Raw genomic sequence first — 22,893 nt, 5'->3', positions numbered from 1 at the left:
GCCGCCTCCAAGGGCGACCAACGGCCTCCGCGCCCAAGGAGATCGCCATGCCCCGCACCCGCCCCCCTCCGACCCCAGCCACCCCACCGAGCCGCCCCAATGCGTGGCAGCCCGGGCTCTGGCTGGCGCTGCTGGCCGGCGCCGCCATCGCGCACAACGCCCGCGCCCAGACCTGCGAGGCCAGCACCGACGCGCAACCGCCCGCCGTGGTGGAGCTCTACACCTCCGAGGGCTGCAGCTCCTGCCCGCCGGCCGACCGCTGGCTCTCCGGCCTGAAGGCGCAGGAGGGTGTGATTGCGTTGGCGTTTCACGTGAGCTATTGGGACCATCTGGGCTGGCTGGACCGTTTCGCCACACCGCAGACCACGGCCAGGCAGCACCAGATCAAGGCAGCGCTCGGGGGCCGTTACGTGTACACGCCCCAGGTGGTGCTCAACGGCCAGGACCACCGGAACTGGCAGGGGCAGACCGCCCGGCAGTTGCCCCGCCTGCCGGCGGCGCAGGCCCCCGCTCTGCGTCTGCGCCGTGTGGATCACCAGGTCACGGCCCACATCGACGCCAGCGGCGGCCAGCCCATGTTCGCGGGCTACTGGGCGGTGCTGCGGGACGGGTTGAGCAGCCAGGTCACGCGCGGCGAAAACGCGGGCGAACACCTGAAGCACGACCACGTGGTGGGCCTGTACCGGCCGGTGCCGGCCTGGTCGGCGGCGCAGGCGCACCGCGTGCAGCTCGATCTGCCGGCGGTGGCCGTCGGTCTGCGCGTGGCCTTCGTGGTCACCGACAGTGGTGGCACCCGCCCCGTGCAGGCGCTGGTGCTGAGCTGCTCCTGAGCGATGACGCCCACACCCGACCATCCCGGCATTTGATCCCGCGCATGGAACTTCCCCCGGGCCAGCCCTATCATTCCCTGCACATGCGCCACTTCCTCATCGCCTGCCTGATCGCCCTGCTGCCCCTGCGCGGCTGGGTGGGCGATGCCATGGCGGTTTCCATGCTGGTGCCCCCGGCGCAAGGCGCTGCCCACGCCGGCTGCGCCGAGAACCTGGGCCCACCGGCTCTGGCGACCGTGTTGCAGGCGCCCACTGCGCACGGCATGGCGACGCAAGACGCACCGACCGCGCAGGCGCAGGACGGCAGTACCCTGACGCACAGCACCTGCGACGTCTGCAACGGCGTGGCCATGGCCCAGCCGACCCCGCCTGGCGTGCCCGCGCGGCAAGCCCACCCGCTGCTCGCGGCGCCGCAGACCGTGCGGTTCGCCAGCGCCGAGCCGCAGCAGGGCCACAAGCCGCCCATTTCCTGAGTTCACACGCCCTTGGTGCGTCCACCGCCGCCCCGACTGTGGCCACGGCCGACGCCGGTCTGTGTTTTCAAGAGGTTTTCATGAGCCATTCCCGACGGCGCCAGCCGCCGTCTTCCGCGCCGCTTGCGACCTCCCCTGACTCTTCGACGCGGGCGGGCGCGGCACCGTCCACGTTCAGCCCCAGTGTCTGACCCTTCTTTCGTTTCTGTTTCTTTTTCAGGAGCCACCATGCAAAGACGTTCCCTCCTCCTCGCCGCCGGCCCCGCCCTGCTGGCTGCCACCGCCCTGCCCGTCTGGGCCGTCACCCCCGCCGCCAACGCCCTGCCGGTGCTGCAGGTCTGGAAAGACCCGAGCTGCGGCTGCTGCAAAGACTGGGTTGCCTACCTGCAGCGCGACGGCTTCCAGGTCCAACTCTTCGAAACGGGCAACACCGCGGTGCGCAAGCGCCTGGGCCTGCCCGACAAATACGCCTCGTGCCACACGGCGCTCATCGGCGGCTACGTGGTCGAAGGCCATGTCAACGCGCGCGAAATCCGCCGCCTGCTGGCGGAAAAACCCAAGGCCATCGGACTATCGGTGCCGGGCATGCCAGTGGGCAGCCCGGGCATGGACGGCCCCGTGTACGGTGGCCGCAAGGACCCCTACGACGTGGTGCTGGTGCTGCCCGACGGCAGCGGTCAGGTCTACCAGTCCTATTTCCGCAGCTGAAGGCCGCCTGTCTCCCGGAGCCCCCATGCAGAAGATCCTGGCAATCACCACCCTCGCGCTGCTGGGCAGCTACCCGGTGATGGAACGGCAACGCGGCGAATGAAGGGCACGCGATCCCGGCACGAACCTTAAGGAACCTTAACACCAAACACTTATATATAGCCGGTGAAACCAGGGGTATTCGGGGCTTTGCGAAAGCGCCGGAACCCGATACTGGGTTGGGTAGATCGGCATCCGTTCCCCAGTGATGCCGCCCGTTCCACCCAACCTTTCGGGGTGTTCGCATGCGCACCAATTTGCCCGTCACGCACCAGGAGTTCGTCATTCCGGACGGGGTCACACTTGTCTCCACCACCGACCTGCAAAGCCGCATCACCTACTGCAACCCGAATTTCGTGGCGGTCAGCGGCTACAGCCGTGAGGAACTGATCGGCCAACCGCACAACATCGTGCGCCACCCCGACATGCCCGCCGAGGCCTTCCGCGACATGTGGGCCACGCTGCAAAGCGGCTCGCCCTGGTCGGCCATGGTGAAGAACCGCCGCAAGAGCGGCGACCACTACTGGGTCCTGGCCAACGCCACACCGATCGTCGAGAACGGCCAGCCCGTAGGCTACATGTCGGTGCGCACCAAGCCCACACGCCAGCAAGTGGAAGAGGCCGAAGCGCTGTACCAGCGCATGCGCTCGGAGACCGAGAGCGGCCGACCCAGCATCGCGCTGCACCGCGCCCGGGTGGTGCGCACCGGCTGGCGCGGCGCGCTGCAGCGCTGGACCCGCCCGACCCTGGGCCGCCGGATGGGAGTGATCGCCCTCGCGCTGGCTTTTCTGGTGCAGATGCTCGAAAGCGCCACCGAAGGCATGCCCGACGCCGTGCATTACGCGGCGTTTGGCGCCACCGCCGCGCTTGCGATCATGGCCTCGGCCTTCATGCGCCGTCTGATGGTGCGGCCCGTGGAAGAGGCCGTTCGGTTTGCCAACCAGATGGCCGCGGGCGACCTTTCGGCGCGCTTCCGGGGGCAGCTGACCGGTGAACTGGGCGACCTGGCGCGCGCGCTGAACCAGCTCAACGTCAACCTGCAGGCCGTGGTCACCGACGTTCGCCACGAAGTGGAAGGCGTGCAGGTCGCGTCTGGCGAGATCGCCAGCGGCAACCACGACCTCTCGGCGCGCACCGAATCGCAGGCCAGCAGCCTGGAGGAAACCGCGGCCTCGATGGAGCAGCTCACCAACACGGTGGCGCAGAGTGCCCACTCGGCACGCGAAGCGGGCGTGCTGGCCGGCCAGGCGACGCAGGTCGCACGCGAGGGCAACGAGGCCATGGGCGCGGTGGTCTCGACCATGGACGAGATCAGCCGCTCGTCCAGCCGCATCGGAGAAATCATCCAGGTGATCGACAGCATTTCGTTCCAGACCAACATCCTCGCGCTGAACGCCGCTGTGGAGGCGGCGCGGGCGGGCGAACAGGGCCGCGGCTTCGCGGTCGTGGCCGCCGAGGTGCGCAGCCTGGCGCAGCGCACGCTGGGTGCCGCCAAGGAAATCAAGCTCCTGATCGACACCTCGGCCAGCCAGGTCTCGCAGGGCAGCCAACTGGTGCACAACGCCGGCAAGACCATGGGCAACATCGTCGGCGCGGTGCAGCAGGTCAACAACCTGATCGGCGAGATCACCGGTGCCACGCGCGAACAGTCCCTGGGCCTGTCGCAGATCAACCAGGCGGTGGTGCAGCTCGACACCGTGACGCAGCAGAACTCGGCCATGGTCGAAGAACTGGCCGCGGCGGCCAGTTCGCTGCAGAGCCAGGCCCGGGTGATGCACGACGCGGTGCAGATCTTCCGCTTGAGCAACCTGTCCACGCACGGCCACGCCTGAGCGCCACCGGCACGCAACGGCTGCGTGCTAAGGTAGCGCAATGCCCCACAACATCCGCTACACCCTGCTGTCGCTGCGCGATCTGGCGGTGTCCTTCGGCCCGTTCGCGCTGCTGACCATCGCCCTGCTCGCGCTCACCTACTGGTGGCTCGACCCCAACCCACCCAAGCGCGTGGTGCTGGCCACCGGCCCGGCGCAAAGCGCCTACGACGAGTTCGGCAAACGCTACGCCGACGCGCTGGCGCGCTACGGCATCACCGTGGAACTGCTGCCCTCCGAAGGCTCGTCGGCCAACCTCGAACTGCTGCGCACCGGCCGGGCCGACCTGGGATTCGTGCAGGGCGGCAGCGCCGACATCGGCTATGACGACGAGGAGTCGATTTCTTCGCTGGGCAGCCTGTTCGTCGAACCGCTGTGGCTGTTTTACCGGGAAGACTCGGCGCAACGCCTGAACCAGACCGACACCATCACCACCCTGACCGAGCTGCAGGGCTGGCGCGTCAACGTGGGCACCCCCGGCAGCGGCGTGCCGCGCCTGTTCTCCACCCTGCTCGACGTCAACCGCGTCGAGCGCAACCAGCTCCAGCTCAGCGAACTGGAACAGACCCCGGCCACCGTCGCCTTCCTGGACGGCCAGGTGGACGCCGTGGTGTTCGCCTCGGCCCCCGAATCGCTCATGGTGCAGATGCTGCTGCAGTCGCCGGGCATCAAGCTGCTGGACTTCGCGCAGAGCGAAGCCTATTCGCGCCGTTTTGGGTACCTCACGCCGGTGGTGATGCCGCAAGGGGTGGTCGATCTCTCCAAGAACATCCCCACGCACGACATGCGGCTCGTGGCCTCCACCACCAGCCTGCTGGCCACCAGCAAGACACACCCGGCCATCCTGCAGCTGTTCGCCCAGACCGCCACCGGCCTGCACGGGGGCGCTGGCTGGTTCAGCCGAGCCCGCGAATACCCCAGCCTGGAACACAGCGAAGTGCCGCTGTCGCCCGAGGCGGTGCGCGCCATCCGCAACGGCCCGCCGTTCCTGCAACGCTACCTGCCGTTCTGGCTGGCCAACCTGGTCGAACGCATGTGGCTGGCCATGGGCCTGATCATCGCGCTGGCGCTGCCGCTCTCGCGCATCGTGCCGCCGCTCTACACCTTCCGCATCCGCTCACGGGTGTTCCGCTGGTACGCCGAGCTGCGCGACATCGAGCAGCGCAGCGAAGGCTCGGCCGAGCCAGGGGGCACCCCGGTGCAGGAGCTGCTCGACCAGCTCGACGCGATGGAACTGAAGGTGGAAAAAATCGTGGTGCCCCTGTCGCACACCGACGAGCTCTACGCCCTGCGCAACAACATCCACCTGGTGCGCAAGAAACTGCTGCGAAAGACCTGAGCAAAGCGGCCTCGCAGGGGGGGGCCTCCAGCGAAACCCACCCCCGACGCCGCACGACGAGGCCTATGGCTGCCGGGCGCTGTTGATCCAGGCCTGGCGCGTCACGTCGTCCAGCGCGTCGTCGACCATGCCATGGTCGGCCACCACGCGCAGCCGGTCCTGGGCCAGCAGGCGCTCCACCCCCCGCTTCGTCATGGACAGGGAACGCCCGTCCGCCCCGGTGAACAGGAACATGGTCCCGTGGGGACTGGCCCAGGTGACCTGGCAGCGCAGTGCACGGCCCTCGTGCCAGACATCGACCCAGGCGCCCACGGGCAGAACCTGCACCTGCTCATCGGCCATCTCCTCCTTGAGATCGGCCCAGTCGCGCGGCAGGATCTCGGTGTCCACGAAAGCCGGCTGCGTGTCAATCAGCGCGTCTTCCATGAAACCGGTGTCGCGCGCTTCGGCCGGTTGCATCCAGAGCTCGTCGCCATCCGGTTCGAACTGAGCACTCGGTGGCGCTTCCTCGACGGGTTCGTTGCGCTGGGTCTTGTACGCGGCCTCGTGCAGGCCCATCAGGGCCGCGAAAAACGCCTCGGTCTGGGCCCGTGGGTAATCGATCGCGTCCAGCCCCTCGCGCAAGGTGCGCAGCAAGCCGGGGATGACCTTGATCAGGCGCGGCCGGTTGCGACTGGCCTGCGCCAGCTGGGAAGACCACAACAGGTCGGGCAGGATCTCGGTGTAACGCACCGCGGGCGTCTGCGCGGGTGCCAGGGATGCGGACGTCGCCGGCTTTTCGGCCGCGTCCATGCGGGCCTGCGCCACCACCTGCGACCAGGGTCCGGTCAGAAAGCGCCGCACCACGCCGGGCGCGCGCTCGAAATCGTTGCGCGCGCGGAACTCGGCCGCCACCCGTTCGGCCAGCAGGTTGCGCTGCTCCACCCGCATCAGGGTCTGCACGGCCAGCCCGCGGGCCTGCGCCTGCCGGGGCGCCAGGGCCTCGGCCTGCGAGCGCGTCAGTTGCTCCAGCAAGCCGGGAAAACGGTCCGGCAGATCGGCACCCGGAGCCTGCAACGCGCGCACGACGTCGTTCACCTGGGTGGCGAACGCGGTGTATCCCGAGTCCTGCTCGCTGGTGAATGCCAGGCCGCGCTCGGCGATGGCATCGAGCAGGCGGCGAGCGGGGTTGTGCCGATCGGCAAAAAAACGCGGGTCGCTGCGCGCGAGCTGCAAGAGCGCCGGCTTCAGGCCCTGCAGCATCTCACGCAGCGGGGCCAGCAGCCGCTCATCGGTCGTCAGGCGCCGCAGCATCAGCGTGACCACCTCGGCCGCCAGGGTGCGCACCATGGCGTTGCCCGAGCCCGAGGCGCCCTGGTCGCTGGGGCCGCTGCCCGCCTGATCGAGGTTGCCCACCAGCAACTGGTGCAGGTGGTCCAGGGTGAGCAGCGCATCGGGGCCGCGCACCGCTTCCGTCGAAACCGATTCGCTGCGCGAGCCGCTCTCCGGCCCTGCCGGGGTCGGTGTCCGGCCCTGGGGCGTCTGGATCACGGTGTAGCCCGCGGGCACGACGCCCCAGCTGTCGAGCAGCGCACTCAGGCGCGCGTACATGCCCTGCAACTCCTCGCCGAGGGCCACGGCACCGGTCTGCAACCAGCGCGAACGCACCGCCGGGTCCACATGCAACCCGCTGAGCGCGCGTATCAAGGCTGTTACCACCACCTCGGAGCGCAACGGGTTGGCCTCGATGCGCACCCGCTGCAGGCCACGGGCGCGGCTCATGCGCGCGTTGAGTCCGACCAGTTCCTCGTCGGCCGACATCTTGATCACCTGCTGCACCCGGGCGAGCTCCACCGTCTCCTGCACCTGCTCGTCGCCCATGAGCTCCAGTTCGTCAAAGCTCAGCGATTTCAGGCTGCGAACCTTGCTGCCGGAGGAAGGCAGCGCGCCTTCCACCGACTCGGCAAAGGCTTCCAGAAAACGCGCCGCGATCACCTCGCGGTGGCTCTCCAGTGTGGTCCGGGCCTGACCGAGTGCCTGCTTTTCATGCAGGTGGCTTGCAACGCTTTCGCGCTGTTGCAGCGTCTCGTGCAGTTTGGCAAGCCAGCGCGGAATCCACTCGCGCGTTTGCACAAGGGCTTCTTTCAGGCACGCATCAAAGGACTCGTTGGGGCTGGCGTCCATGGGGCCGGGTACCTTTCATCTCCGCGAGGAGTGAGGGTTGGTATGCCTTGCATTATCACCACCCAGCCTGGTACGCGAAACCCGGATGTGCGCGCCCAAACCCGCCAGTTCAGGGCTTTGCCAACAACGCCTGCCACCCCGAGGCGCCCAGGGCCCGCAGGGTCTGGATGTTGCGCTCGACGATCGCGTCCGCGTCCCCGCCATCGGAAGCCACCGCACGCGCCACGCTTTCTTCGCGCAACAGGTGCAGCGTGGGGAAAGGCGCGCGGTTGGTGGCGTTACTGATGTCGTCGGGTTCAACGCCCTCAAACTGGAACTGAGGGTGGAAGCTCGCGACCTGGATCACGCCGTCGAGCCCGTGCTCTTCCACCACATCGTCCACCACGCCCATGAAGTCGTTGAAGACGAAAAAATCCGGAAACAGCGTGGGGTGCACCAGCAACGTGGTGTCGATTTCGTCGGCCGGCGTGTTCACCAGCAGGTCCAGCTCCCGGTCCAGCTCGTCCAGGAACGCATCCAGATGCCGCGCCCGGCTCACCACGATGCGCACCTGGTTCTTCACATAGACCGACCGCGCGAACGGACACAGGTTCAGCCCGATCACCGCCTCCTCGATCCAGTGGCGGGTGTCGGCAAGAACTTGTTCGTCGGTCATAAGAGAAAGTGCAAATCGAGAAAAGGGTAGCTATCGCAGAATGCCGCGGGTCCGGGTTTCCCGGTCCGCAGGCATTGCCCCCTTGAGGGGGTGACGCGCCGCAAGGCGCGGCGCGGGGGTGGGCCTCACTTCAAGGCTTTGTAGCGGAACCGATGCGGCCGCGCACCCTCTTCGCCCAGGCGCTTCTTCTTGTCGGCCTCGTATTCCTGGTAGTTGCCGTTGAAGAACACCCACTGGCTGTCGCCTTCGGCGGCCAGGATGTGGGTGGCGATGCGGTCCAGGAACCAGCGATCGTGGCTGATCACCAGCGCGCAGCCGGCGAACTCCAGCAACGCGTCTTCCAGCGCGCGCAGGGTTTCCACGTCCAGGTCGTTCGAAGGTTCGTCCAGCAGCAGCACGTTGCCGCCTTCGGCCAGGGTCTTGGCCAGGTGCAGGCGACCGCGTTCACCGCCCGAAAGCGTGCCCACGCGTTTCTGCTGGTCACCGCCGGAGAAGTTGAAACGGCCGCAGTAGGCCCGGCTGGGCATCTGGAACTTGCCCACGGTGATCATGTCCAGGCCGCCCGAGATGTCTTCCCAGACGGTCTTTTCGTTCGACAGGTCGTCGCGGCTCTGGTCCACCACCGCCATCTTCACGGTCTGGCCGATCTTGACTTCACCGCTGTCGGGCTGCTCCTTGCCCGAGATCAGCTTGAACAGCGTGGACTTGCCCGCGCCGTTGGGGCCGATGATGCCGACGATGGCGCCCGCCGGGATCTGGAAGCTCAGGTTGTCGATCAGCAGGCGGTCGCCATAGCTCTTGCTCACGTTCTTGAACTCGAACACCTCGTTGCCCAGGCGCTCGGCCACGGGAATGAAGATCTCGTTGGTTTCGTTGCGCTTTTGGTAGTCGACGTCGCTCAGCTCTTCAAAGCGCGCCAGGCGGGCCTTGCTCTTGGCTTGCCGACCCTTGGGGTTCTGGCGCACCCACTCCAGTTCCTTCTTCATGGCCTTGGTGCGGGCGTCTTCGGTGCGCTGCTCCTGCTCCAGACGGGCTTCCTTCTGCTCCAGCCATGTGGAGTAATTGCCCTTGTAGGGGATGCCTTGGCCGCGGTCGAGTTCAAGAATCCACTCGGCCGCGTTGTCCAGGAAGTAGCGGTCGTGGGTGATGGCCACCACGGTGCCCGAGAAGCGCTTGAGGAACTGCTCCAGCCATTCCACCGACTCGGCGTCCAGGTGGTTGGTGGGTTCGTCCAGCAGCAGCATGTCGGGCTTGGACAACAGCATGCAGCACAGCGCCACACGGCGTTTTTCACCGCCGGAGAGCAGGCCGATCTTGGCCTCCCAGGGCGGCAGGCGCAACGCGTCGGCGGCGATCTCGAGCTGGTGTTCGCTGTCGGTGCCAGCGGTGGAAATGATGGCTTCGAGCTGGGCCTGCTCGGCGGCCAGGGCATCGAAGTCGGCGTCTTCTTCGGCGTAGGCCGCGTACACCTCTTCGAGCCGCTTCTGGGCGGCGCGCACGCCGCTCATGCTGGCCTCGACCGCTTCGCGCACGTTCTGTTCGGGGTCGAGCTGGGGTTCCTGCGGCAGGTAGCCGATGCGGATGCCCGGCATCGGGATGGCTTCGCCCTCGATCTCCTTGTCCAGGCCGGCCATGATCTTGAGCAGCGTGGACTTGCCAGAGCCGTTGGTGCCGAGCACGCCGATCTTGGCGCCGGGGAAGAAAGAGAGGGAGATGTCCTTGAGAATCTGGCGCTTGGGCGGCACGATTTTGCCGACCCGGTTCATGGAGAAAACGTATTGAGCCATGGTGTCTGTCTGTCCGAGTGATCTGCGGCCGAAAGGCCGCGCAACCCATGATTATCCCAGCATGCGACAATACCGGCTGTTGGGCACTTCAGTAGGCCCGGCACCAGCACAATGCTGGGGGTGTGCACCAGCCACTGGCCGCCACCCACCTTGTGAATCCATCAGCCCCAGACTGACCGGCCGCCGCCCTCCTACACAGAGGACAGCAGCCGGAGTGGCCGATGCCCCCAGCGCCCTGGACGGGCGCCTCATCAAGCAATGAACTTCGAAGAACTGAATCTGGCCCCGGCCATCGTGCAAGCTGTGCGCGAGCACGGTTACGAAACCCCCACCCCCATCCAGGCCGAGGCGATCCCCGCCGTGCTGGCCGGACGCGATCTGCTCGGTGGTGCCCAGACCGGCACCGGCAAGACCGCCGCCTTCACCCTGCCCCTGCTGCACCTGCTGAGCCAGGGCGAACGCGCCAAGAGCAAATTCGGCGGCGTGGCCATCCGCGCCCTCGTGCTCACCCCCACCCGCGAGCTGGCCGCCCAGGTCGAAGAATCGGTGCGCACTTACGGCAAGCACCTCTCGCTGACCTCCACCGTCGTCTTCGGCGGCGTGGGCATGAACCCGCAGATCAACGCCATGAAGCGCGGCGTGGACATCCTGGTGGCCACGCCCGGGCGCCTGCTCGATCTGCAGCAACAGGGTTTCCTCGACCTCTCCGGCGTGCAGATGCTGGTGCTGGACGAAGCCGACCGCATGCTGGACATGGGCTTCATCCACGACGTGAAGAAGATCCTGGCCCTGGTGCCCAAGGAAAAGCAGAGCCTGCTGTTCTCCGCCACCTTCAGCGACGAAATCCGCGACCTCGCCAGCGCCCTGCTGAAAGATCCGCTGCACATCCAGGTCACCCCGCGCAACACCACGGTGCAGCGCATCAGCCAGGTGATCCACCCCGTGGGCCGCGGCAAGAAGAAGGCCCTGCTGGTGCACATCATCAACGAGCACAACTGGAGCCAGGTGCTGGTGTTCACCCGCACCAAGTTCGGCGCCAACAACGTCGCCGAGTACCTCACGAAAAACGGCATCCAGGCGATGGCGCTGCACGGCAACAAGAGTCAGGGTGCCCGCACCCAGGCACTGGCCGGCTTCAAGAGCGGCGACATCCGGGCCCTGGTGGCCACCGACATCGCGGCGCGCGGCATCGACATCGACGAGCTGCCGCACGTGGTGAATTACGAGATCCCCAACGTCTGCGAAGACTACGTGCACCGCATCGGCCGCACCGGCCGCGCTGGCAACAGCGGTGAAGCCGTCAACCTCGTGAGCCTGGACGAAGAAGGCTTCATGATGGACATCGAGCGCTTCACCAAGCAGCAGATCCCGGTGCAGATCTTCCAGGAGTTCATGCCCGAGCCGGGTGAAAAGGCCGAGCCCATCGCCATGGGCCGCCAGACCATCTGGGGCGGCGCCGGCAAGCCGCCGAGCCGCGAGGTGATGGCCGCCGCCGCCAAGGCCGCGCGCACCGAGATGCTGCAGCGCGTGCGCGAGAAGAAGGCCGACGCGCCACAAGGTGGCCGCGGCAACGGCGGTGGCCAGCGCCAGCGCCCGGCCGGTGACGGCAGCCCGGCCGCCGACGGCCCGCGCGGCGAAGGTCGCCGCGCCCAGGCGGGTCAGCGCCCCAACGGTAACGGCAATGGCCAGCCGCGCAACGGCGGCAACCGCAATGGCGCGCAGGGCCAACGCCCGCCGCGCCAGGCCCAGGGTGACCGCATGGATCGGGGCGATCGCCCCGAGCGCGGCGACCGTGGCCCGGCGCGTGGCGAGGGCGGCGCAGAGCGCCAGCCTGGACCCAACGCCCACCTGGGCAGCCTGCGCATCCGCGAACCGCGTCCACGCACCGCCGCCCCGGGTGGTCAGCCCGACCCGCTGCGCACCAGCATCGACTCGATGCGCACCGGCAACCGCGGCAACCGCTCCGGCCAGGGCCGTGGTGGCCAGGGCCGCAACGGCGACGCGCCGCGCGGAGGCCCCGCCGATCCGCTGCGCACCAGCTTCGGCCGGATCCGGTAACTTCCCCTCCACCGTCGGTTCCCGGGCGGTTCCAGCGCCCCGGACCTCGACGGCGCGGGCACCCCGTGGCCCGCCGGGTTTGGCACTACAGTGCGGTCATGGAAACTGACCGCACGTATCCCGTCCCGCAAGTCCCTGTCGCCCCGTCTGCCCTCACCGGCAACGGGGCGCAGTCGCGTTTCGCCACCCTCATGGTGGCAACTTGCAATCTGCTCAACCTGGCGCAGCCCGGGCGGCACTTCTACGACGGTCAGGACCCCTACAGCCAGAACGAGTTCGAGCGCAAGGTCGAATGGCTCGGCGCACGCTTCAAGGTGCTCAACGCCGATGTGATCGCGGTGCAGGAGGTGTGGGACGAGGTCGCGTTGCGCGCGGCGGTGGCGCGCAGCGGCCTGCAGTACGGCTTCGTGAGCGTGCCGGGCGCGGAGAACGGCCCCGGCCAGCACGGCGCGCAGGGCACGCCGCGCGTGGGCATCGTCAGCCGCCTCAAGGTCGAGTCGGTCCTGTCGCTGGTCGATTTTCCGGCCGCTGCGGTGGTGGATGTGCCGGGCCTCGGGCCGCATACCCGCTTCGAGCGCCCGCCGCTGTTCGCCACCCTGCGCATGAAGCACGGCCAGGCCGTGGGCGTGATCACCGCGCACCTGAAATCCAAACGCCCCAAGTACCTGCAAGACGCCGAGGGCCGGCCACTGGAAGACCCGGACGACCCCACCGTGCAGGCCATCGGCTCGCTGCGCTCGCTCATCATGCGCGCTGGCGAAGCGCTGGCGCTGCGCCTGAAGGTGGTGGAGCTGCTGCACCGCACACGACTGCCACTGATCGTGATGGGCGACCTGAACGATGGACCGCACAGCGTCACCACACAACTCATCGCCGCCACCTCGCAAGTGGCTTACGACAAGGGCGCGCGCGACAACGCGCTCTTCAGCGCCTGGGACGTGATGGGCGAGGCCGCGCTGCGCCGGGACGTGGCCTTCTCCCACATCCACCAGGGCTACCCCGAGGTGCTTGACCAGGTGCTGGTGAGCGAAGAGTTCGTGGCCACCAGCCGCGCCTCCATCGGCGATGTGAAGCGCGTCGACGTCTTCAACGACCACCTGTTCGAAGGCCGCGACCGCAGCCGCAGCGACCATGGGTTCGTGCGCGCGCTGTTGCGCCTGCGGCTGCCGGACCCGGTGCAACGGCAGGGCCAAGAACAGGTTCCGTTCTGTTCCAATACCGGTGCGGAACACGAACCCTCCTGATCCCATGAAATTGCTGCTTGCCGAAGACGACGCCATGCTGGGCGCCAGCATGGAAAAAGGCCTGACCCTGGCCGGGTTCACCCTGGACCGGGTGCGAGACGGCCAGCATGTGCTGAACGCACTCGAAAGCCACACCTACGACGTGATCCTGCTCGACATCGGGCTGCCCAAGATCGATGGCCTGCAGATACTGCGTCGGATGCGTCAGCAGGGGCTGCAGACCCCGGTGATGCTGGTGACGGCACGGGATGCTGTTCAGGATCGCGTGGCCGGATTGAACCTGGGGGCCGACGACTACCTGAGCAAACCCTTTGATCTGGATGAACTGATCGCCCGCATCCACGCGCTCGCGCGCCGCCGAAGCGGTCAAAGCCAGCCGCAGCTTCAGCTGGGTCGGCTGCAACTGAATCCGATCGAGCGACAGGCACGGCTCGGAGACACGCCGCTGGCGCTGTCGCCGCGCGAGTTCGATCTGCTGGAAATACTGATGCGCCAGCCCGGTGCCGTGCTGTCGGTGAATGTGCTGGAAAAGCAACTCTACAACTGGGGCAACGAGGTCACCAGCAACGCCGTCGAGGTGCATCTGCACCACCTGCGCAAGAAGCTAGGCGAGCCCTGGATCGTCAACGTGCGGGGTGTGGGCTACAAACTGGTGCCGCTCGCTTGAACTCCATCCGATCGCGCCTTCTGCTCTGGCAGATCTCGGCCCTGGTTCTGACCTCGGTGGTGGTCGGTGTTCTGACGTTTCGGCTCGCCTGGGGTGGATTCAACGACGTGCGGGACCAGGGCCTGGAGCAGATTGCCCAGGCGGTGTTGCGGCATGACAAGACCTTGAATGCCGGCAGCGCCAACGCGGCACCCAAGGCACCGCAAGACCTGTCCATCCTGGAAAAGAAGTGGTTCGCCGAAGACAGGTATCTGGACCAGTTCGTCAGCCAGATCTGGAGCAACCAGGGTGTGCTGCAGTACTCGTCGCTGCCCGAGGTCGGTCCACCGATGCAGCCCTCGGGGCACCACATCGTGACCTGGCGTGGCCAGAGTTGGCGCCTCTACACCCTGCCCCAGGGGGACCGCCTGGTCCAGGTGGCCGTCACCACCCATATCCGGCGGCAGCACTTCTACGAGCTGACCACCTGGCTGTTGATCCCGCTGGGCGTTCTGGTGGTGGTGCTGGGCATGCTGATCCACCAGGCGGTCCTGCGCTCGTTGCGTCCGCTGGAAAACATGCGCCGCGAACTGGGCCAGCGCGATGTCGCGGACCTGCAAGCGGTGTCCACCACCGGGTTGCCCGCGGAGATCGTGCCACTGGCCGAAACCCTGAATCAGCTGCTCACGCGCATGGACGTCCTGCTGGCCCACCAGCGGCAGTTCCTCGCCGACGCCGCGCACGAACTCAACACGCCACTGGCTGCCATCCGGCTGCAGGCCCAGCTGGTGCGACGCACGCCGGAGGCCGAACGCGTCGCCGCGCTGGACGAACTGGACCGGGGCATCCTGCGCACCAGCCACCTGGTGTCCCAGCTCTTGCAGCTGGCGCGGCTGGAACCCGATGCCCGCCGTTCCGAACACGCCATGGTGCAACTGGACGCGCTGGTGCGCGAGGTGGTGGTGTCCTTCGCGGCGCGTGCCGCCGAACACCGCATCGATCTGGGTCTGACCTCGGCCGACCCGGCCTGTGTGCGGGGCGATGCGCAGGCGCTGCGGGCCATGCTGGACAACCTGGTGGACAACGCCCTGCGCTACGCCGGCGAAGGGGCCCGCGTGGACCTCGCCTTGCGCGTGGAAGGCCACCACGCGGTGGTGGAAGTCATGGACAACGGACCGGGCATCGCGGCCGCGGACCGCGAGCGGGTGCAGGAGCGCTTCGTCCGGCTCGATCAGGGGCAATCCACCGGCAGCGGGTTGGGCCTGGCGATCGTGAGAAGCATCGCCGATCTGCACGCGGCCCATTTCGAGATCACCGATGCGCCGTCCGGGGGGCTGCTGGCGCGCATCCGCTTTCCCATGGCCGCCGACACCCCAACCCCAACCTGAACACCCGACCGGTCAGGCCGGAGCGCTCAGCGCTCAGCCCCGCTTCTGGATCGTTCCGCTGAAATAGCGCTCACGCATGCGCCGGGCCGCGCGCCACAGGATGGGCGGGGCAAAGTCCTGGCCCATGCGCCAGAGAACACCTTTGAACTCTTCGGTGGGACGCTCTTTGAAGATGGTGGTGTGGATGCCGTCGGCCTCGCCCTTGGGCCGACCGTTGGAGTAGTAATACAGCGCCAGCGACTTGCGGGTCACGTCTTCCGGGCAATTGAGCGGGTCGGGGTGCCCGTGGAACGATTCGCTGGTGGTCGAAAAGATGGCCAGCCGGTTGAAGACCGGCAGGATCTTGTCGCCACAGAACGACGTGTCCTTGTTCCACAACTCCAGGTGGCCGCCGTACTCCTCTTTCCAATCCTTGTTCAGGTACAGCAGGATGTTCACCCGGCGGTCCAGAAAGGTGGCGTCGTGGTGGTTGAAATCGGCGTGCAGCTTGAGCAGGCCACCCTTGCGGATCTGGTGCAACCCACCACCCCGCAAAGCCGGGTCGGGAATCAGGTTTGGAATGCCGGTGACTTTTTCGAGAAAGCGCAGAAACGGCAGGGAATGCAACTGGTAGAACAGGTTGCGGGTCACCGGGCCGAACTTGGTTTCATCGGCGCACACCAGCTTGATTTCGGTCTGGCGGTTGTAGTTGTGCCAGTCGATGTCGCCGGGCTTGGGGAATTCGCTCAACACCGCCTGCGCCACATCCTCGGGCAGAAAGTTGTCAAACGCGATATGGGGAAATGGAGACCCTTGCGCGTATTTGTCCACGCTCTCGGCCGCCAGGGCCGCGTATTTCGGGTCATCAAAAACAAAGCGGCTGCTCAATCCGTGCGCATCCATTGTGTGCTCCTCGACACTGTTCGTTCACATCCATGCCGCGAGCCATCAAACGATCCGTATCAATAGCACCTCCAAGTGAATTGAACGTCTGCCCAAGTCGCAGCCAACCGGAAAATGTAAAGAACGGAAACTTAAGAATCACTTAAGACACAGCCGGTCTGGGCGAGCGCCAGGGGTTTGTTTGCACAGAATCGGGCAGCGCTTCGGCGCCCACCACGCCGATGTTCATGCCTTTCGTGCAGGCGCAGACGCTGCCGCGACGGCTCGAACCGCGCGATCGGAAACGAAGGAAGGGGGGAAGGAAGGAAACGCCTTAGGCGAAGCGCAGCATCGCCACCGGTGGCAGGTCGTTGGACACGCCTTGCCAGTGCTCGCCCGCGTCGGCGCTCAGCCACAGGCCGCCGGTGGTCGAGGCCATGGCCAAGGTCTGACCGTCGTCGGCCACAGCCAGACCATGTCGATAGACCAGGTGGTACGCGTGGGCCTGCGGCAGACCGCTGGAAAAGACCCGGAAGCTGGCACCACCGTCGTCGGTGCGCGTCACCACCATGCGGCCGTCCACCGGGATGCGGCAGGCATCGGCCTGTGCCGGCACGAACCAGGCGCGCTTGGGGTTCTGCGGATCACAGGCCACCGCAAAGCCAAAGCCGGACGGCGCAGGAGCGTCGATGCCCGTCCACCGCTGGCCACCGTTGTCCGAGCGGTAGATGCCGCAGTGGTGCTGCACCCACAGCACGTCGGGATGGGCGGCGCATTGCACCGGGCAATGGGGATCCTGCGTATTGCCGTCCTCGGCGTTTTCGACCGGCAGGTAGTCGGCCCTCATGCCCTCTGCGGTGAGCGCCCAATGCTCGCCGCCATCGTGCGTCTGCCAGACACCGCCGCAGGACACGGCCACCGTCACGTGGCGCGCATCGCGCGGGTCCACCACGATGGAGTGGATGCCGGCGTGGTCGTAACCACCACCGAACCAGTCGCGGCGCCCCGGCTGTTCCCACAGCGCGGTGTTGAGCGTCCAACTGGCGCCGGCGTCGTTGGAGCGGAACAGCCCGGCCGGAATGCAGCCCGCCCACAGGGTGCCGGGCTGGTCCGGGCCACCCGACGCGAGCGACCAGACAAGGTCCACGCTCCATGGGGTCGGATCGTCGGCCCAGGGGCCTTCGGTGGGTTTGAGGGGAAAGGCCGGTGCAGCGATCTCTTGCCAAGTCTGGCCCTGGTCAGCGCTGCGGCGCAGCTTGACGCCGAAATGGCCCATGCGCAGCGCGGCGTACCAGGCCCCATCGCGTGCGTCGGCCAGCACGCTGGTGACGGGCTCACCCGGGAAGTGGTGGGCGGCGATGGTCCAGTCCGTGCCAGCACCACGCAACACGAACAGGCCTTTTCGGGTGGCGACCAACAGTGGCTGCATGTCCGGCTCCTTGGTTCGATGTGGGGTTCAGCCGCCGCTCAGCGCCTGGACGACCAGCACCTTGTCGCCGGCCACCAAACCCTGATTCAACGTCACACGGTCCTGCACCATCTGCCGGTTCACGAAAACCGCCACGTGTTTGCGCACCGCACGCTGGTCGTCAAACACGTAGTGCGCGAGTTCGGGGGCGGCCCTCAACGCGGTCTCCAGCACCTCGCGCAGCGTGCCGGGCACGACCTGCTGCGGCGCGCAGTCCACATGGCGGCGCAGGCTGGGGGCGAATTCGACGTGGACCATGGCGGCTGACGGGCGGGTCCACCAGTTTCAGCCATTGCCCGGGCGTGTGCAAGCGGCGCCAGCGGGGCGTGTAAGCCGCTGTAAACCGGGGCCTGGTTTTCCTCTCAACGGGTCGGGCCGTGCACCCGAATCACCCTCGCACGAACAAGGTCACCAGCGGCTCGTCCCCCACCTGCCGGCTCCAGTGGCCGTGCAGCTTCGGGTCGAACGTGGCGCCCTCGGGCAAGGTGTCGGCGGAATAGAAGTGATCACCCGGGCCAAAGACGCGCGAGCTGCCATCCTGCAGACCGATCTCCATCCGCCCCTGCAGCACGAACAACCACTGCGGCGCACCGGTGCAATGGAACTGGCTGCGAAAGCCCACCGGACTCTGGCGCAACTGGTAGCCGCCGCTGGCCATGAGCGGCGACAGCCGGGCCGCGGGCGTGCCCTCGGTCAGAGGCACGGCCTCCTCGCGAAATTTCGCACGGCCATCGCTGTCGGTGTACAGCACCACCTTGTTGAACTGACTCATCACGCGCTCCTCGGTTGGAGCCCGGTTGTACCAGATGGCCTTTCACGGACCGCCCGCCGCATCGGCGCCAGATGCGACAACAGCCTGGTGGCTGGTGGCCACCAGGCTGTCGAACCGGCATCCGGTGATCAGTTCACCGACTTCGCGGAGTAGCGGTTCGGGTACAGCTCGTTGAGCTTCTGGCCGGTTTCGCCGTTGGCCACGATGTCGCCCGTGCGCTGGGCTTCGATCAGCTCGGCGCGGACTTCGGCGCGGGTCTTGCCCTGGGCCACCGCCTCGGAAGCGTAGCGGCCGGGGTACACCTGGTTCAGCTTTTCACCGGTTTCGGCGTTGGCCACGAGGTCGCCCGTGCGGACCGCTTCGCGCAGTTCGGCCTGAACTTCCACACGCGTCCTGGGCTGGGCCACGACCTGGGCGGGGTAGTTCTGCGGATGGAGCTGGCTCAACGTTTCACCGGTTTCGCTGTTGGCCACGACGTCGCCCGTGCGGACCGCGTCGCGCAGCTCGGCCTGGACTTCGGCGCGGGTCTTGCCCTGGGCAACCACCTCGGCGGCATAGCGGCCCGGGTAGACCTGGTTCTGCAACTCGCCGGTTTCGGCGTTGGCCACGATGTTGCCGGTGCGCTGGGCTTCCAGCAGCTCGGCGCGGACCTGCTCGCGGGTCTTGGCCGTTGCGGGGTCGGCCGCCAGGGCGTGACCGGCGGACAGGGTGGCAATGGCGAGGGTGATGGCGGTGAAGTAAGAGCGTTTCATGACAAGTTTCCTTTCAGGGTTGGTGAGGCTGGAAAGGCCGCAAAACACATCAGGGTCTGCCCAGCATCGAAGCGTTGATTGAGGTTTTGCGCTGCGATGGGGTGAACTTTAAAGTTTCCGTTTCCATAGAAAAACAGGCAAATCCTCTCTGCTATATTGCTGAAACAGAAACAATGTCCCCTTGAAACCCTGAAGACTGCCCTATGGACCGACTGACCTCCATGCGTGTTTTTCAGCGCGTGATCGACGAAGGCGGCTTTGCCGCCGCCGGTCGTGCCCTGGACATCTCCCCGGCGGTGGTGACCCGTCTGGTGGCCGATCTGGAAGAGCACCTGGGCACCCGGCTGCTGCACCGGACCACCCGACGTCTGTCGCTCACCGAGGCGGGCGAAACCTACCTGGAACGGGTGCGCCAGATCCTGCAGGACCTGGACGAGGCCCACGCGCTGGTTAGCTCGCACACGAACGAGCTCGCCGGGGTGCTGCGCATCCTGGCCCCGCCGGTGCTGGCCACGCACGTCCTCGCGCCACTGGTCGCGGGTTTCCGCCAGGCGTATCCCAAGATCCAGCTCGACATCGAGGTGAACAACCACCGCGAGCCACCGATCGAAGACTACGACGTCACCCTGCTCGGCGCCCCCACGTCCTTCGATGCCGACGTGATCGCGCGCAAGATCATCTCTGGCGAAGCCATCCTGGTGGCCTCGCCGGCCTACCTCGCGCGCCGGCCCGCGCCGCAGACGCCCGCCGAGCTCGTCCAGCACGAGTGCCTGCGCATCAAACCCGACAACCACCGCAAGCTCGGCTGGCAGCTGTTCCGGTCGGACAAGGCCGATGAGAGCGTCGAAATCGACGTGCCTGCCGTGCTCTGGACCAACCACACCGACACGCAGCTGCGCGCCGCGCTCGACGGCGCCGGCATCGCGGCGACCACGGTGGAACTGGCGGCGCCCCACCTGGCCAGAGGCGCCCTGGTGCGCGTGCTCGCGCCCTGGATCACCGGCCGCTACACGCTCTACGCCGCGCTGCCGAGCCGCAAGTTCATGCCGCGGCGCACCCGCGTGTTTCTGGACTTCCTGACCGTGCAGACCCAGCTGGCTGTGGTCAACGCCCTGGCCGCCTGCGAGGCCTGCTGAAGCGCCGTTACAACCGGTTTCACAAGAACCTGCGGCGGCTCAACCCCGTTTGGCGACCCCGTTCGTTTCAGTGAGCTCCATCCACTTTCTGGAGCTTTCATGAAACCCCGTCGTTCCCCTCTTCAGCGCCTGGCTCTGCCCGCGCTCGCCGCCCTGGCCCTGTTCAGCGCCCTGCCCGCCCAGGCCGTCGGACGGATCGCCGACGTCCACGTGATCGACCGCGACAGCGGCGAGGTGCTGCCGGTGATCCGGCACCGGGGTGAACATTGGGTGGTCGGCCGCCCAGGCGCGCGTTACGCCGTGTCGGTGCGCAACACCTTGGACGCCCGCATCATGAGCGTGGTGTCGGTTGATGGGGTGAACGTCGTTTCGGGCGAAACCGCCTCGTGGGAGCAGACCGGCTACGTGCTCAGTCCCTGGCAGCGCTACGACATCACCGGCTGGCGCAAGAGCGACGCCGAGGTGGCCGCATTCCACTTCACCGCAGCGCCCGCGTCCTACGCCGCGCGCACCGGGCGGGCCGCCCAGGTGGGCGTGATCGGAGTCGCCGTGTTCCGCGAAAAGACACCGATGCCCGCGGTGATCGCGCCCGAGCCCTACAGCCAGGCCCCCCTGCGCGAACGCCTGGGCGCGGGGGAATCGGCCCAGGCCATGAGCCAGGACAGCAGCGCCGCGCCGAGCAGCGTGCCACCACCCCCACCGGCGCCCGCTGCCGAGGCCAAGGCACAGCACGACGGCTCCCTGGCGCGCGAAGAGGCCGTGGCATCGCGCCGCATGGCGCCCGCCAGCCCGGCGCCGCGCCTGGGCACCGGCCACGGCGAGCGCGAGGGCTCCTGGGTGGGCCACACCACGTTCGAGCGCCGCAGCCAGCGGCCCGATGAGCTGATCCGCATCCGCTACGACAGCCGTGAGAACCTGATCGCCATGGGCGTCATCCCCCCCGATGCGATGCCCCACCGCCCCAACCCCTTCCCCGGCGCCCCCTACCCGCGCTACGCGCCCGATCCGAACTGAGCGGCTGAGGGGCCGGACACGCGGATGCGTCGCGGGGGCGCAGCACCATAATCGGTCGCATGGACGCGGCCGGTTCCCCCAGCGACGAGCAACTCATGCACGCTTTTGTGGCCGGTGACGCACGCGCTTTCGAAACCCTGTACGACCGCCACGCCCTGCCGGTGTGGCGCTTCGTTCAGCGCAGCGTGAACAACAGCGCCCTGGCCGACGACCTGGTGCAGGACGTGTGGTTCAGCCTCGCGCGGCAGGCCCCGGCATACGAGGCCCGCGCGCGCTTTCGGACCTGGCTCTTCACCCTGGCCCACCACCGCCTGGTGGACCACTGGCGCACCCACAAGCACCACACCAGCCTGGACGCACAGACCGAAGAAGGCGCGACGCTGGCCGACACGCTGGCGGCCGCATCCGGCTTCGGCCCCGAGCGCCAGCTGACCTCGCGCGAGCAGGCGCAGGCCCTGCTGGACGCGCTCGCGGCCTTGCCCGCTGCGCAGCGCGAAGCGTTCCTGCTGCAGGCCGAAGGCGGCCTGAGCCTGGCCGAGATCGCACAGACCACCGGCGTCAGCCCGGAGACGGCCAAGAGCCGGCTGCGCTACGCCCGCGCCCGCCTGCGCGAAACCCTGGAGGCGCACGCATGAACCGCGACCAGCCACACCCGCCAGCGCACGGCCCGGGCCCCGAGGACCTGCTGCTGCGCCGTTACCACGAGGCCAACGCGCTCGACAGCGCGCGCCCCGACCCGGCGCTGCGCGACGCCGTGCTGGCCCACGCACGCAGTGTGGCCGCCGCCCAGTCCGCCAGCCGTGCCGGCACGCCCGGCGTGAAGCCGCAGCCCGCCGCCAACGACCACCGCTGGGCCTGGCGGGCCCTGGGCAGCGTGGCCGTGCTTGGCCTGGTCGGCCTGCTGGTCCTGCAGTTCGACCGCGGCACACCCGAGGAGCGTGAGGCCGCGTTCGGCCTGCCAGCCCCGCCATCGGCCGCACCCGCACCCGAAGCCACACCACCGGCCGCAGACACCTCCCGAAAGGCGGTGGAACCCGCTCCGGTCCAAGAGGCGGCCCCGGCTCCCAAGGCCAAAGCGCAACGCCAACGCAACGAAGCGACGTCAGAACCCCTGCCGGCGACCGCTGCCCCTCCAGCGCCGCCGCCTGCTCCTGCTCCGTTGTCATCACCGCGCGCCGCACCCGGGGCCCCCGGGTCCATGCGCCCGGCACCGGCCAGCCCACTGGCCCGCGAGGAAGCCAGCGCGAACCGCGATGCGGCCGATGCGGTTGGCGCTGCGGCGCCAGCACCAGCTCCAGTGCAGGCCGCGCCCATGGACTCGTCCCGCCAACAGATGGGGGCGGGGGTGGCCCGCCGCGGCGTTTCCCCAGCGGGTTCCGAGCTGCTGGACGCCGCCGCACGGGGCAATGCTGCGGCGGTGCGCAGCCTGCTGGCGCAAGGGGTTGACGTGAACAGCGTCGACGCCGACGGCCGCACCGCGCTCATGTGGGCCGCGCGGCGCGGTGACGCCGCGCTGATCCGTCTGCTGCTGGGCGCGGGCGCCGACCTTCGGCGCGCCGACCACGATGGGCGCAACGCCAGCGAACACGCCCGCCAGGCCGGCGAAGAAGCGGTGTTGCCGCTGCTGCGGGTGGACCCGGACCGCTGACACCCATGGACTGGCCCAGCGGCCAGACAGTGATCAGACGG

General features: G+C 67.8%; 21 protein-coding genes. 13 read left to right on the top strand and 8 right to left on the bottom strand.

Translation table 11 applies throughout. The annotated features are described in order from the left end of the window. Window positions 1-47 precede the first annotated feature (47 nt). The 5 genes from AC07YZ_RS08615 (at window position 48) to AC07YZ_RS08595 (ending at window position 5,260) form a co-directional block, all read left to right on the top strand. A complete protein-coding gene (locus AC07YZ_RS08615; RefSeq protein WP_494794445.1) occupies window positions 48-830 on the top strand; it encodes a DUF1223 domain-containing protein in 783 nt (260 codons plus the stop codon). A 44-nt stretch (window positions 831-874) separates the two neighbouring features. After that, window positions 875-1,303, top strand: a complete 429-nt coding sequence (locus tag AC07YZ_RS08610; RefSeq protein WP_226493578.1) for a hypothetical protein — start codon at window positions 875-877, stop codon at window positions 1,301-1,303. 228 nt (window positions 1,304-1,531) lie between these two features. Further along, complete coding sequence (locus AC07YZ_RS08605) at window positions 1,532-2,011, top strand: DUF411 domain-containing protein (protein ID WP_494794444.1); 480 nt, start codon at window positions 1,532-1,534, stop codon at window positions 2,009-2,011. A 284-nt stretch (window positions 2,012-2,295) separates the two neighbouring features. After that, complete coding sequence (locus tag AC07YZ_RS08600) at window positions 2,296-3,882, top strand: methyl-accepting chemotaxis protein (protein ID WP_494794443.1); 1,587 nt, start codon at window positions 2,296-2,298, stop codon at window positions 3,880-3,882. A 40-nt stretch (window positions 3,883-3,922) separates the two neighbouring features. Then, a complete protein-coding gene (locus tag AC07YZ_RS08595; protein ID WP_226493581.1) occupies window positions 3,923-5,260 on the top strand; it encodes a TAXI family TRAP transporter solute-binding subunit in 1,338 nt (445 codons plus the stop codon). Between the two features lie 63 nt (window positions 5,261-5,323). Here AC07YZ_RS08595 and AC07YZ_RS08590 read toward each other — a convergent pair whose 3' ends face one another. The 3 genes from AC07YZ_RS08590 to ettA all read right to left on the bottom strand — a co-directional run bounded on the left by AC07YZ_RS08590 (window position 5,324) and on the right by ettA (window position 9,865). Then, the gene (locus tag AC07YZ_RS08590; protein WP_494794442.1) at window positions 5,324-7,423 is read right to left on the bottom strand and encodes a DUF1631 family protein; all 2,100 of its coding nucleotides are present in this window, start codon (window positions 7,421-7,423) and stop codon (window positions 5,324-5,326) included. Between the two features lie 109 nt (window positions 7,424-7,532). Continuing rightward, complete coding sequence (locus AC07YZ_RS08585; RefSeq protein WP_494794441.1) at window positions 7,533-8,078, bottom strand: DUF1415 domain-containing protein; 546 nt, start codon at window positions 8,076-8,078, stop codon at window positions 7,533-7,535. Window positions 8,079-8,203: 125 nt separating this feature from the next. After that, entirely contained in the window at window positions 8,204-9,865 is a 1,662-nt protein-coding gene (gene ettA / locus AC07YZ_RS08580; protein ID WP_494794440.1) for an energy-dependent translational throttle protein EttA, read from the bottom strand. Window positions 9,866-10,123: 258 nt separating this feature from the next. On the opposite strand from ettA, the gene AC07YZ_RS08575 reads away from it, so the two are divergent. The 4 genes from AC07YZ_RS08575 to AC07YZ_RS08560 all read left to right on the top strand — a co-directional run bounded on the left by AC07YZ_RS08575 (window position 10,124) and on the right by AC07YZ_RS08560 (window position 15,201). After that, the gene (locus tag AC07YZ_RS08575) at window positions 10,124-11,923 is read left to right on the top strand and encodes a DEAD/DEAH box helicase (protein ID WP_494794439.1); all 1,800 of its coding nucleotides are present in this window, start codon (window positions 10,124-10,126) and stop codon (window positions 11,921-11,923) included. Window positions 11,924-12,114: 191 nt separating this feature from the next. Then, window positions 12,115-13,167 carry an endonuclease/exonuclease/phosphatase family protein gene (locus tag AC07YZ_RS08570; protein ID WP_226494769.1) on the top strand — a complete coding sequence of 351 codons (1,053 nt, stop codon included), beginning with the start codon at window positions 12,115-12,117 and terminating at the stop codon, window positions 13,165-13,167. Between the two features lie 4 nt (window positions 13,168-13,171). Then, window positions 13,172-13,834: a response regulator gene (locus tag AC07YZ_RS08565; RefSeq protein WP_226493586.1), complete on the top strand. Its 663-nt coding sequence runs from the start codon at window positions 13,172-13,174 to the stop codon at window positions 13,832-13,834. Next, window positions 13,831-15,201 (top strand): sensor histidine kinase, encoded by a 1,371-nt coding sequence (locus AC07YZ_RS08560; RefSeq protein ID WP_226493587.1) that lies wholly within the window; start codon window positions 13,831-13,833, stop codon window positions 15,199-15,201. The genes AC07YZ_RS08565 and AC07YZ_RS08560 overlap by 4 nt, the downstream gene beginning before the upstream one ends. Before the next feature lie 33 nt (window positions 15,202-15,234). Here AC07YZ_RS08560 and AC07YZ_RS08555 read toward each other — a convergent pair whose 3' ends face one another. From AC07YZ_RS08555 to AC07YZ_RS08535, 5 genes are all read right to left on the bottom strand, one after another. Further along, the gene (locus AC07YZ_RS08555; RefSeq protein WP_226493588.1) at window positions 15,235-16,083 is read right to left on the bottom strand and encodes a 2OG-Fe(II) oxygenase; all 849 of its coding nucleotides are present in this window, start codon (window positions 16,081-16,083) and stop codon (window positions 15,235-15,237) included. A gap of 313 nt (window positions 16,084-16,396) precedes the next feature. After that, window positions 16,397-17,491 (bottom strand): WD40/YVTN/BNR-like repeat-containing protein, encoded by a 1,095-nt coding sequence (locus AC07YZ_RS08550; protein WP_494794438.1) that lies wholly within the window; start codon window positions 17,489-17,491, stop codon window positions 16,397-16,399. Between the two features lie 27 nt (window positions 17,492-17,518). Further along, entirely contained in the window at window positions 17,519-17,788 is a 270-nt protein-coding gene (locus AC07YZ_RS08545) for a MoaD/ThiS family protein (protein WP_226493590.1), read from the bottom strand. Window positions 17,789-17,918: 130 nt separating this feature from the next. After that, window positions 17,919-18,302 (bottom strand): cupin domain-containing protein, encoded by a 384-nt coding sequence (locus AC07YZ_RS08540; protein ID WP_226493591.1) that lies wholly within the window; start codon window positions 18,300-18,302, stop codon window positions 17,919-17,921. Between the two features lie 128 nt (window positions 18,303-18,430). Further along, window positions 18,431-19,054, bottom strand: a complete 624-nt coding sequence (locus AC07YZ_RS08535; protein WP_226493592.1) for a DUF4148 domain-containing protein — start codon at window positions 19,052-19,054, stop codon at window positions 18,431-18,433. Window positions 19,055-19,257: 203 nt separating this feature from the next. Here AC07YZ_RS08535 and AC07YZ_RS08530 point away from each other — a divergent pair, with 203 nt between their 5' ends. The 4 genes from AC07YZ_RS08530 (at window position 19,258) to AC07YZ_RS08515 (ending at window position 22,852) form a co-directional block, all read left to right on the top strand. After that, a complete protein-coding gene (locus AC07YZ_RS08530; RefSeq protein ID WP_226493593.1) occupies window positions 19,258-20,190 on the top strand; it encodes a LysR family transcriptional regulator in 933 nt (310 codons plus the stop codon). Window positions 20,191-20,289: 99 nt separating this feature from the next. Then, window positions 20,290-21,204 carry a hypothetical protein gene (locus AC07YZ_RS08525; protein WP_226493594.1) on the top strand — a complete coding sequence of 305 codons (915 nt, stop codon included), beginning with the start codon at window positions 20,290-20,292 and terminating at the stop codon, window positions 21,202-21,204. Window positions 21,205-21,263: 59 nt separating this feature from the next. Then, window positions 21,264-21,839, top strand: coding sequence for an RNA polymerase sigma factor (locus AC07YZ_RS08520; protein ID WP_226493595.1), 576 nt, complete (start codon window positions 21,264-21,266; stop codon window positions 21,837-21,839). Continuing rightward, the gene (locus AC07YZ_RS08515; protein WP_494794437.1) at window positions 21,836-22,852 is read left to right on the top strand and encodes an ankyrin repeat domain-containing protein; all 1,017 of its coding nucleotides are present in this window, start codon (window positions 21,836-21,838) and stop codon (window positions 22,850-22,852) included. The genes AC07YZ_RS08520 and AC07YZ_RS08515 overlap by 4 nt, the downstream gene beginning before the upstream one ends. Window positions 22,853-22,893 lie beyond the last annotated feature (41 nt).

It is taken from the genome of Hydrogenophaga sp. GW101-3F08 (genome assembly GCF_059424585.1).
The sequence above is the reverse complement of the archived record's forward strand: the minus strand, read 5'-3'. Positions and strand labels throughout refer to the sequence as shown.

Coding starts and splice junctions, on each gene's coding strand:
- AC07YZ_RS08615 (WP_494794445.1), top strand. CDS start 48: ATGCCCCGCACCCGCCCCCCTCCGACCCCAGCCACCCCACCGAGCCGC.
- AC07YZ_RS08610 (WP_226493578.1), top strand. CDS start 875: ATGGAACTTCCCCCGGGCCAGCCCTATCATTCCCTGCACATGCGCCAC.
- AC07YZ_RS08605 (WP_494794444.1), top strand. CDS start 1,532: ATGCAAAGACGTTCCCTCCTCCTCGCCGCCGGCCCCGCCCTGCTGGCT.
- AC07YZ_RS08600 (WP_494794443.1), top strand. CDS start 2,296: ATGCGCACCAATTTGCCCGTCACGCACCAGGAGTTCGTCATTCCGGAC.
- AC07YZ_RS08595 (WP_226493581.1), top strand. CDS start 3,923: ATGCCCCACAACATCCGCTACACCCTGCTGTCGCTGCGCGATCTGGCG.
- AC07YZ_RS08590 (WP_494794442.1), bottom strand. CDS start 7,423: ATGGACGCCAGCCCCAACGAGTCCTTTGATGCGTGCCTGAAAGAAGCC.
- AC07YZ_RS08585 (WP_494794441.1), bottom strand. CDS start 8,078: ATGACCGACGAACAAGTTCTTGCCGACACCCGCCACTGGATCGAGGAG.
- ettA (WP_494794440.1), bottom strand. CDS start 9,865: ATGGCTCAATACGTTTTCTCCATGAACCGGGTCGGCAAAATCGTGCCG.
- AC07YZ_RS08575 (WP_494794439.1), top strand. CDS start 10,124: ATGAACTTCGAAGAACTGAATCTGGCCCCGGCCATCGTGCAAGCTGTG.
- AC07YZ_RS08570 (WP_226494769.1), top strand. CDS start 12,115: ATGGTGGCAACTTGCAATCTGCTCAACCTGGCGCAGCCCGGGCGGCAC.
- AC07YZ_RS08565 (WP_226493586.1), top strand. CDS start 13,172: ATGAAATTGCTGCTTGCCGAAGACGACGCCATGCTGGGCGCCAGCATG.
- AC07YZ_RS08555 (WP_226493588.1), bottom strand. CDS start 16,083: ATGGATGCGCACGGATTGAGCAGCCGCTTTGTTTTTGATGACCCGAAA.
- AC07YZ_RS08550 (WP_494794438.1), bottom strand. CDS start 17,491: ATGCAGCCACTGTTGGTCGCCACCCGAAAAGGCCTGTTCGTGTTGCGT.
- AC07YZ_RS08545 (WP_226493590.1), bottom strand. CDS start 17,788: ATGGTCCACGTCGAATTCGCCCCCAGCCTGCGCCGCCATGTGGACTGC.
- AC07YZ_RS08540 (WP_226493591.1), bottom strand. CDS start 18,302: ATGAGTCAGTTCAACAAGGTGGTGCTGTACACCGACAGCGATGGCCGT.
- AC07YZ_RS08535 (WP_226493592.1), bottom strand. CDS start 19,054: ATGAAACGCTCTTACTTCACCGCCATCACCCTCGCCATTGCCACCCTG.
- AC07YZ_RS08530 (WP_226493593.1), top strand. CDS start 19,258: ATGGACCGACTGACCTCCATGCGTGTTTTTCAGCGCGTGATCGACGAA.
- AC07YZ_RS08525 (WP_226493594.1), top strand. CDS start 20,290: ATGAAACCCCGTCGTTCCCCTCTTCAGCGCCTGGCTCTGCCCGCGCTC.
- AC07YZ_RS08520 (WP_226493595.1), top strand. CDS start 21,264: ATGGACGCGGCCGGTTCCCCCAGCGACGAGCAACTCATGCACGCTTTT.
- AC07YZ_RS08515 (WP_494794437.1), top strand. CDS start 21,836: ATGAACCGCGACCAGCCACACCCGCCAGCGCACGGCCCGGGCCCCGAG.